The 7,937-nt window shown below is 62.8% G+C and carries 11 protein-coding genes; 3 read left to right on the top strand and 8 right to left on the bottom strand.

The genetic code is table 11. The features are described 5' to 3' along the window. Window positions 1-28 precede the first annotated feature (28 nt). The gene (locus EGN72_RS19670; RefSeq protein ID WP_370323183.1) at window positions 29-244 is read right to left on the bottom strand and encodes a hypothetical protein; all 216 of its coding nucleotides are present in this window, start codon (window positions 242-244) and stop codon (window positions 29-31) included. Window positions 245-283: 39 nt separating this feature from the next. After that, the gene (locus tag EGN72_RS05915) at window positions 284-481 is read right to left on the bottom strand and encodes a hypothetical protein (RefSeq protein ID WP_148114246.1); all 198 of its coding nucleotides are present in this window, start codon (window positions 479-481) and stop codon (window positions 284-286) included. Window positions 482-551: 70 nt separating this feature from the next. On the opposite strand from EGN72_RS05915, the gene EGN72_RS05910 reads away from it, so the two are divergent. Next, window positions 552-1,358 carry an alpha/beta fold hydrolase gene (locus EGN72_RS05910; RefSeq protein ID WP_127045725.1) on the top strand — a complete coding sequence of 269 codons (807 nt, stop codon included), beginning with the start codon at window positions 552-554 and terminating at the stop codon, window positions 1,356-1,358. A 5-nt stretch (window positions 1,359-1,363) separates the two neighbouring features. Continuing rightward, window positions 1,364-2,764, top strand: coding sequence for a sensor histidine kinase (locus tag EGN72_RS05905; RefSeq protein ID WP_127045724.1), 1,401 nt, complete (start codon window positions 1,364-1,366; stop codon window positions 2,762-2,764). 76 nt (window positions 2,765-2,840) lie between these two features. On the opposite strand, the gene EGN72_RS05900 is transcribed toward EGN72_RS05905, so the two are convergent. From EGN72_RS05900 to ltnD, 4 genes are read right to left on the bottom strand one after another with little or no spacing between them, the layout of a single operon-like run. Then, window positions 2,841-3,617 carry a hydroxypyruvate isomerase family protein gene (locus EGN72_RS05900; protein WP_127045723.1) on the bottom strand — a complete coding sequence of 259 codons (777 nt, stop codon included), beginning with the start codon at window positions 3,615-3,617 and terminating at the stop codon, window positions 2,841-2,843. Further along, a complete protein-coding gene (locus tag EGN72_RS05895) occupies window positions 3,614-4,264 on the bottom strand; it encodes an aldolase (protein ID WP_127045722.1) in 651 nt (216 codons plus the stop codon). The genes EGN72_RS05900 and EGN72_RS05895 overlap by 4 nt, the downstream gene beginning before the upstream one ends. After that, on the bottom strand, window positions 4,261-5,523 hold the full coding sequence (gene otnK / locus EGN72_RS05890) for a 3-oxo-tetronate kinase (RefSeq protein ID WP_127045721.1): 1,263 nt from the start codon (window positions 5,521-5,523) through the stop codon (window positions 4,261-4,263). Before otnK ends, EGN72_RS05895 begins: the two co-directional genes overlap by 4 nt. A gap of 3 nt (window positions 5,524-5,526) precedes the next feature. Beyond that, window positions 5,527-6,426, bottom strand: coding sequence for an L-threonate dehydrogenase (gene ltnD, locus EGN72_RS05885; protein ID WP_127045720.1), 900 nt, complete (start codon window positions 6,424-6,426; stop codon window positions 5,527-5,529). A gap of 154 nt (window positions 6,427-6,580) precedes the next feature. Here ltnD and EGN72_RS05880 point away from each other — a divergent pair, with 154 nt between their 5' ends. Continuing rightward, entirely contained in the window at window positions 6,581-6,883 is a 303-nt protein-coding gene (locus tag EGN72_RS05880; RefSeq protein ID WP_127045719.1) for a hypothetical protein, read from the top strand. On the opposite strand, the gene EGN72_RS05875 is transcribed toward EGN72_RS05880, so the two are convergent. Both EGN72_RS05875 and EGN72_RS05870 read right to left on the bottom strand, forming a co-directional pair. After that, complete coding sequence (locus EGN72_RS05875) at window positions 6,875-7,063, bottom strand: hypothetical protein (protein WP_127045718.1); 189 nt, start codon at window positions 7,061-7,063, stop codon at window positions 6,875-6,877. The two genes, EGN72_RS05880 and EGN72_RS05875, sit on opposite strands and share 9 nt — an antisense overlap. Next, window positions 7,064-7,687 (bottom strand): GcrA family cell cycle regulator, encoded by a 624-nt coding sequence (locus tag EGN72_RS05870; protein WP_127045717.1) that lies wholly within the window; start codon window positions 7,685-7,687, stop codon window positions 7,064-7,066. Between the last annotated feature and the right edge of the window lie 250 nt (window positions 7,688-7,937).

Below are 7,937 nucleotides of genomic sequence, written 5' to 3'. Positions count from 1 at the left end.
AGCGCCGCAATCCGGTGGCCATCGCCGGTCATGATCTCGACGGACGCATCATCCCAAGGCGTCCTGAAATCCAGTGCGGTGTGCACCATGGGAAAACCGAATTTGTCAAAAACCCGCAGGCGCTGGCCCTGACCATCGACCTCGACCAGCCGCGCGTCATCGTCGTCACCGGATACATGCGCTTGACGGCATCGACGCCTTTGCGGGCCAGAACCTGCGTGGCCTCAGACACCGCCGCATCCATGCGCCGCCGCATCGTGCGTTCTGGCAAAACGTCCCAGCCTTAGGCCTTGGCCACCCGCAAGGCGCGGCGATAGCAATCGGTGAAGGGCGGCGCTTCCAGCCGCAGGAATCTGCGCTGTTGGGCCGGACGCGCAGGCGGATGCCATTGGCAAAGCGTGAAATCTGGCAGTTTCTGGCCCGGACGGATGGCTCTGGCAAGCTGCCGCGGCGGCAGCTTTGACCTGCCAACGCCCGGCATTTCAGACAATTGCTTTCGCTCTCGTTTTCTACATGTTAGCAAGATTTACTTACCTGAACGGGGCCCCCCAATGTCCAAACTTGAACAATGCGCTGTCAAAGTGACCGGCTCGGGCGAGACGGTGATTGTATTCCTGCATGGCTATGGCTGCGACAGCGGCATGTGGCGCAAGATGCTGCCGGCGTTTGAGGCGGAGTTCCGGGTCATTGCCTATGATCTGATGGGCTATGGCCGTTCGGATACCGCGCAATATGATGCGCTGCGCTATGCCACTTTGGAGGGCCATGCCGACGATCTGATCGCCATTCTGGACGAGCTTCAGGTCAAGAATGTCATCGCCGTGGGGCATTCCGTCAGTGCGATGACCATTGGTCTTGCCGCCAGACGCCGCCCCGATCTGATTGCGCGGCTGGTCATGGTCTGCCCGTCGCCCAGCTATGCCAATGATGGCGACTATCTCGGCGGCTTTGACAAAAGCGACCTTCTGGGCCTGCTTGATATTCTGGATGTCAATTACCTTGGCTGGGCGCGGGATATGGCACCGCAGATCATGGGTGTACCGGACCGCCCCGAACTGGGCGCGGAATTGTCGGATAGCTTTTGCCAGACCGACCCCGATATCGCCAAGCATTTTGCCAAAGTCACCTTCTTGTCGGATCATCGGGCGGATGTGAAAGCGATTGCGCAGCCGACCCTTGTGCTGCAATGCCGCGATGATGTTCTGGTGCCGCCCTCGGTCTGGTCATGGCTGACGGCGAATATGCCCGATGCGCAGCTTGTGGTGCTGGAGGCGTCAGGCCATTGCCCGCATGTCAGCTACCCCGAGGCCACGACCAAGGCCGTAATGGCCTTTATCCACTCAACCGCTGCTGCGTGAGCGCTATGACAGACCCCAAAATCGACCCTGATCTTTGGCCCTGCGGCCTGATGGTGATGGATGGCGCGGGCCATGTGCAGCAGATCAACGCGACCCTGCGGCGCTGGTTGGGCTTGTCGGACGCGCCTGCCGCGCCGCTGCGCTTTGTTGATCTTTTGTCGCGGGCGGGCCGGATTTATTTCGAAACCCATCTGCGCCCGCTTTTGGCAACTCAGGGCCATTTCTCGGAAGTTTCAATAGAGATGGAGCGCCCTGACGGCAGCCGCTTTGGGGTCTTTCTGAATGGAAAAGCGCGTTTGGTGGATGGCGCGATGGCCGAAGCCCATTTCTGCGTGTTCCAGAATGAGCAGCGCCAGCGGTTTGAGCGTGAGCTGGTTGCGAAGCGCCGCGAAAGTGATGAATTCCGCAGCCTCGTGCGCTCCTCGCCGCAGGCCATCGTCTCGGTTGATTTTAATCTGATCATCCGGGCTTGGAACCCGGCGGCAGAAAAGCTGTTCGGCTATAGCGAAGCCGAAGCTGTGGGCCAGCGGTTCGATATGCTTTTGATCCCGTCAGAGGAATCGGCCAAGTTCCCGCAGAAGCTTTTGCGGCTTGCGGCGGGTGAGGTGCTGCGCAGCGAAACAGAGCGGCGCCACAAGGATGGCCATTTGCTTCCGGTTGAACGCAGCATCGCGGCCATCAGCGACAAAAGCCAAGAATACGCCGGTTTCGTTGCCGTCTACAGCGATATCAGCGCGCGCAAGGCCGCAGATGCCCAGATCAAGACCCTGCTGCATGAGATCAACCACCGTTCCAAGAACCTGCTGACGATTGTGCAGGTCATCGCGCGCCAGACCGGGCGGCTTTACCAAGGGGCGGAGTTTCTTTCGGTGTTCAACAAACGCTTGGCGAGTTTGGCGGCCAATCAGGATATTCTGATCAAGAACCGCGGCGAGAACGCGGAACTGGAGCGGATTGTAACCACCCAATTCGCGCATCTGATCGACCCGAAGACGCCGCAAGTCAGGATCAGCGGGCCCAAGGTTGTGCTGAACGAAAAGACCTCGCAGGCGATTGGGATGGCGATTTTTGAACTGGCAACCAATGCGGTGAAATACGGGGCGCTGTCGCAGGGCAAAGGTATCGTCACTTTGACATGGGAGGTGAGCGGCGGGCAGAGGCCTGAGCTGACAATCACATGGGCAGAGGCGGGCGGCCCCCAAGTTGCTGCGCCCACGCGTCGGGGCTTTGGCTCTCAGGCCACGGGGCCGATCCTGGAAAGCTATACATCTGGCAAAACCACCCGCGACTATGCTGCGGGGGGCTTTCGCTGGGTGTTCACCGCCCCCTTGGAACCGCTTGCCCAAAGGGAAGAAAACTGGACCGATGCGGGGCTTGGCGAGGATACCGAGGCGCATCGCGCCTGAGGCGCGTATAGCCGTTCCAATCGCGCCTGAGGCGTGTAGGGCCGGTTCAATCGCGCCTGAGGCGCGTAGGGCCGGTTCAATCGCGCCGCTGCCCCCGCGCGCGCACCAGCCAGCCCAGCGTTTCCTCTGTCGGGCCGCCCGGTTTGTATTCGGCCCCAAGCGGTGCGGCCCAGCCCATTTTCTCAATCTCGGCAAAGATATGGGGGTAGTTGACCTCGCCATGATCTGGCGCGCCCCGGTCGGGGACAGATGCGAACTGGATATGCCCGATCAACGGGCGCAGATCGTGCAGCCGATGCGTCAGATCGCCTTCCATCAGTTGCACATGATAGCAGTCAAACATCAGGCGCAGGTTCGGGGCGGCGATGGCCTTGATGATGGATTTGGCCTGCGTGGTGCTGCGCAGAAAATAGCCGGGGGCGTCATAATGGTTCAGCGGTTCAATCAGGATGGTGATGCCATGCGGGGCGGCCTGCGCGCAGGCATAGCCCAGATTGGCCAGAAAGCTTGCCTGCGCCGCCTCGCCTGCCGCAAAGCCTGCCATGACATGCAGGTTTTTGGCCTTGATCGCAACGGCATAGGCCAAACCCTCATCAATCGCGGCGCGGGCATCCGCCTCGCGCCCCGGCAGGGCAGACAGGCCGTTTTCGCGGGCCGTCAGATCGCCGCGCCTTGTGTTCAGGCCCAGCATGGGCAAACCGGTTTCCGCCAGTGCGCGGGCCACATCGGCGGCAGGTGTGTCATAGGGCCAATGACATTCCACCGCGTCAAAGCCTGCGGCTTTTGCGGCATGGATCGCGTCGGGCAAGGGCAGATCGGCCCAAAGAAACCCAAGGTTTGCGGAAAATCTCATGCGTCCCACTCCACATCGAATTTCGTCACCAGCGCGCGCACCTCTGCATCAGTCAGGCTGCGCGGGGCCATGCCGCGCGTCATCATGGCCAGCCGCGCGGTATCCTCCAACTCTTCGATGGCGTTGCAGGCGGCTTCGATGTCTTTGCCCGCCACCACGGGGCCGTGATTGGCCAGCATCACCGCCGACCGCTTGCCCGCAAGGCCGCGCACCGCTTGCCCCATCGCCGGATCGCCGGGCAGGAAGAACGGCAGCAGCTTTACGCGCCCCAGTTTCATGATCGCGTAAGGCGTCAGCGGGGGCAGGAAGTTATCGGCATCCACATCGGGCATCATCGACAGCGCGACCGAATGGCAGGAATGCAGGTGAACCACAGCGCCTGCGGTGCTGCGCGTTTCATAGAAGGCGCTGTGCAGGGGCATTTCCTTGGTTGGTGGGTCGCCGTCAATCAACCGTCCCTGCGCATCAAACCGGCTGAGCCTGCCCGGATCGAGCCGCCCGAAACTGGTTCCGGTGGGCGAGACGAGCAAGCCACCATCCGGCGTGCGGGCCGAAAGATTGCCGGTGCTGCCCCCGGTCAGCCCGCGGTCAAACATCGACTTTGCCAGCAGGCACATCTGTTCCCGCAGGCGGGCTTCGGCAGTCATGCGGGCTCCAATGCGGTTAGCGCGTCGTCAAAGAAGCTGGGCGTGCCGAAATTGCCGGATTTGAGGGCGAGGGCAATCGGTTGGCCTGCGCTGGTAGCAAAGGTCCATGGCACGCCGGGTGCGATCTCGCGGCCGATGTCCAGCCGGGTGACGGCCAGTGCCTGCGTCACCGCACCCGAGGTTTCGCCCCCCGCCACAACGATCCGGGCCGCGCCAAGATCGCGGGCGGCCACGGCCAGCCGGGCCAGCGCCTGTTCGACAATCTCGCCCGCCTTGGCGCGGCCAAGTTTGCGCTGCACCTCGGCCACCTGCGCGGGTTCGGCGGTGGCATAAAGCAGCGGGGCCTGTGACAAATCCTGTGTGGCAAGCCAATCCAAGGCGGCGGCGGGGCCGTTCTGCGCCAGATCAAGCGGATCAAGCCGGAAATGCGGGCGGCTGGCGGTGTAATGGGCCACCTGCGCCCGCGTCATCGCCGAGGCGCTGCCCGACAGCACAACCGCCTTGGCCGTCGTGGGGCGGGGCTGCGTGGCGGGCTTTGCCGCTGTGGCACCATTGGCATAAAGCTGGGGCAAGGGCATGGCGATGGCGCTGCCACCTGTCAACAACGGCAGGTGCTGACAGCCTTGGGCGATGGTATAAAGATCGGCATCGGCCACCGCATCGACGATCACATGGGCCACGCCTTCGCCTTGCAATTGCGCCAACCGCGCGCGCACCGCCTCTGGCCCTTGGGCGACGATCAGGCGATTGACCAGCCCGACCTTGCCCGTGACCTGCGGTGCCAGCAGCCGCATCAGATTGCTGTCGCGCATCGGCGTCAGCGGATGGTCCTTCATCGGGGATTCCGCCAAGGGCTGCTCTCCGACAAAGAGGTTGCCCATGAAGATCGCGCGGCCGTTTTCGGGGAAGGCGGGGCAATAGATGGTTTGCCCGGTGCCGATGTCCCGCATCAGGGCCTCGGCCACCGGGCCGATATTGCCTTGGGGCGTGGAATCGAAGGTCGAGCAATATTTCCAGAAGAACCGCGTGGCCCCTGCGCCTTTCAGCCAAGCCAGCGCCTTGCGGGTTTCGGCCACGGCCTCGGCCACGGGGGAGGTGCGGCATTTCAGGGCGATCACCTCAAAGGCAGCCGCATCGGTCGGGGGGGCATCCGGCACGCCAATGCGCAGGCTGACCCGCACCCCGCTACGCGCCAGCAATCCGGCAAGATCGGTGGCCCCCGTAAAATCATCGGCAATACAGCCCAGAACGATCGTCATTGCTTAATCCTGTCCGGGCAGCGTCAGGCCCGCATTCCGTGCATACACCTTGGCTACCGCAGCATCATCCTCGGCCCCAAGGCCAGAGCCGGAGGCCGCCAGAAACTGCTGCAAGGCCGCCGCCGTCAACGGGGCCGAAAACTTGGCCGATTTGGCAATATCCAGCACGATGCCAAGGTCTTTGGGCCAGATATCAACGCTGGAACGGGGGGTGTAATCGCCATCCACGATATGAGGCGCGCGGTTTTCCAGCATCCAGCTTGTGCCCGCGCATTGGCTGATCACCTCGACAAATTTCGCCGGGGTCACACCTTGGGTCATTCCAAAGGTCATCGCCTCGGCCATGGCGGCGATATGCACGCCCGCCAGCAGTTGATTGACCGCTTTCATCGCGGAACCTGCACCCGCCGCATCGCCCAGCCGGAACACGGTTTCGGCCATTGCATCCAGCGCGGGTGCTGCGGCGGCAAAGGCCGCCTCAGAGCCGGAGGCCATGATGCTCAGCTTGCCAAGCGCCGCTTTGGCCGCGCCGCCGGAAATCGGGGCATCAAGGTAATGCAGCCCCATGTCCGCACAGCGCGCGGCACAGCTTCGTGCGAAATCCGGGGCCACCGTGGCGCAGGCAATCACCACCGCATCTTTGCGCAGCTTGCTGGCCCAGCCATCGGGGCCAAACAGCACCGTTTCCGTCTGCGCCGCGTTCAGCACCACGATCACCAGAATATCCGTGACGGGCGCTGCCTCTGCCACCGAGGCTTTGCGCCCCCCTTCGGCCACCAGCCGCGCCATTGCATCGGGGTTGATATCAAAGCCAAACACAGCCTGCCCCGCCCGCAGCAACGCATTTGCCATGCCATAGCCCATGGACCCCAAGCCCACGATTGAAACCACCGTCTGTGCCATATAAATCTGCCCCCACCCTCTGCCGTGTCAGTTTATTGACCGCTGCCCGCAAGGCAATGCTTAAATCCTGTGGGGAAAGGCGCGCGGTGCCAAGCGTGTCATATCACGCGGGCCTTAACCAAGTTTTAACCAAACCCTGCGACATCATCATGGGATGAGAGTTCTGGTCCTGACCCTGTTTCTGGCCGCCTGTGGCGCGCAACCGACCCCGCAGATGTTCGGGGCGCAACGCTTTGATGCCACCCGCGATGGCCGTGCTTATACCGTGTTTCTCAAGGGAAATATGGCCGAGGTGATCCGCCTTGGCTATGCCACGCGGGGGGAGCATCAGGGCATTCGCGCCACGATGATCGAACTGGTGCCAGAACTGACAGGCTGCAAGATGGTCGCCAGCACTTGGCAAGGCGACAGTGGGGAAATGCGGGGCCGCGTGCGCTGCCCCAAAGGCTCAAGCTGACGGGCCTTTCCAAAGCAGCATATAGCTGGCATAGGCCCCCATCGCCGCCATGACCATGGCCCAGCCGTAGCTGCCCATCCACGCCTCGACCCCGGCCCAGATCAGTGGAAACAGCGACACCGCCCAGCGGGTTGCCGGGCGGCGGAAAAACGGGTCGTTCGGGTCAATCGGCGCCCGCATTCAGCGCCGACGATCGCGCCGTGCGCTCATCGGTTGGAAGGCCACGCCCACATGCGCGTCGCAATAGGGCTTGCCAGCAGCCGAAGGCAGGCCGCAGAACCAGAAATCTTCGGTCGCGGGGTCGCCGACGGGCCATTTGCAGGTTCGCTCTGTCAGCTCCATCAAGCTGATTTTCTTGGAGGTTTTCTCCACTTCGCGCACCGAGGCCAAAGCTTCGGGGCTGATCTCATTGGCAGAGGGCTGCGGCGGCAAGGGTTGCCCTGCCGGCACGATGGATTTGCGCAAGGGCAAAGGCGTGACGTTGTTGACCACCTGCGCCACCGTCGGGTTGACCGGGGCCGAAGGGCGCGCAGGCGCAGGCGTGGCTTTGGGTTCAGCGGCGCGGGCAGGTTCTGCCGGGCGGGAAGGGGCCTCGGCGCGGGGCGCGGCGGGGGCCGGGGTTTCGACCTCCGGCTCATCCTTGCCATTGCCACCGGTGGCCCGGTTCGACAACCCAAGCCGATGCACCTTGCCGATCACGGCGTTGCGGGTCACGCCACCCAATTCCTTGGCGATCTGGCTGGCGCTTTGGCCTTCCGCCCACATTTTCTTCAGCGTTTCAACACGCTCATCTGTCCAGGACATGCCGATCTCCGGTGTTGGGGGCGCGCCGACCAATGCCGCGGCGGCGGCGCTCTATCGCCCCAAATTAGCTGTGACTGCCTTAGATACAATCCCCAAGGCCCAGATACAAGGCATTGCGCCAAAATCTCTGGAGACGCGCGAAAATCCTGCTTTACTTTGAAATCGCTTCGCCCTACGCATTTGACCATGATCACCAAGGCCCGCCTTTTCCAGACGCCCCGACGCCGACGCTGACCCAAGCGCGCGACTG

The sequence above is a fragment of the Pseudorhodobacter sp. E13 genome, from assembly GCF_003991405.1.
GTDB lineage: Bacteria > Pseudomonadota > Alphaproteobacteria > Rhodobacterales > Rhodobacteraceae > Pseudorhodobacter.
This window is presented reverse-complemented; position numbering and strand designations above follow the sequence as displayed.

Coding starts and splice junctions, on each gene's coding strand:
- EGN72_RS05875 (WP_127045718.1), bottom strand. CDS start 7,063: ATGCGGGCGCCGATTGACCCGAACGACCCGTTTTTCCGCCGCCCGGCA.
- ltnD (WP_127045720.1), bottom strand. CDS start 6,426: ATGGCACAGACGGTGGTTTCAATCGTGGGCTTGGGGTCCATGGGCTAT.
- EGN72_RS05895 (WP_127045722.1), bottom strand. CDS start 4,264: ATGACTGCCGAAGCCCGCCTGCGGGAACAGATGTGCCTGCTGGCAAAG.
- EGN72_RS05870 (WP_127045717.1), bottom strand. CDS start 7,687: ATGTCCTGGACAGATGAGCGTGTTGAAACGCTGAAGAAAATGTGGGCG.
- EGN72_RS05900 (WP_127045723.1), bottom strand. CDS start 3,617: ATGAGATTTTCCGCAAACCTTGGGTTTCTTTGGGCCGATCTGCCCTTG.
- EGN72_RS05880 (WP_127045719.1), top strand. CDS start 6,581: ATGAGAGTTCTGGTCCTGACCCTGTTTCTGGCCGCCTGTGGCGCGCAA.
- EGN72_RS05905 (WP_127045724.1), top strand. CDS start 1,364: ATGACAGACCCCAAAATCGACCCTGATCTTTGGCCCTGCGGCCTGATG.
- EGN72_RS19670 (WP_370323183.1), bottom strand. CDS start 244: ATGGATGCGGCGGTGTCTGAGGCCACGCAGGTTCTGGCCCGCAAAGGC.
- EGN72_RS05910 (WP_127045725.1), top strand. CDS start 552: ATGTCCAAACTTGAACAATGCGCTGTCAAAGTGACCGGCTCGGGCGAG.
- EGN72_RS05915 (WP_148114246.1), bottom strand. CDS start 481: ATGCCGGGCGTTGGCAGGTCAAAGCTGCCGCCGCGGCAGCTTGCCAGA.
- otnK (WP_127045721.1), bottom strand. CDS start 5,523: ATGACGATCGTTCTGGGCTGTATTGCCGATGATTTTACGGGGGCCACC.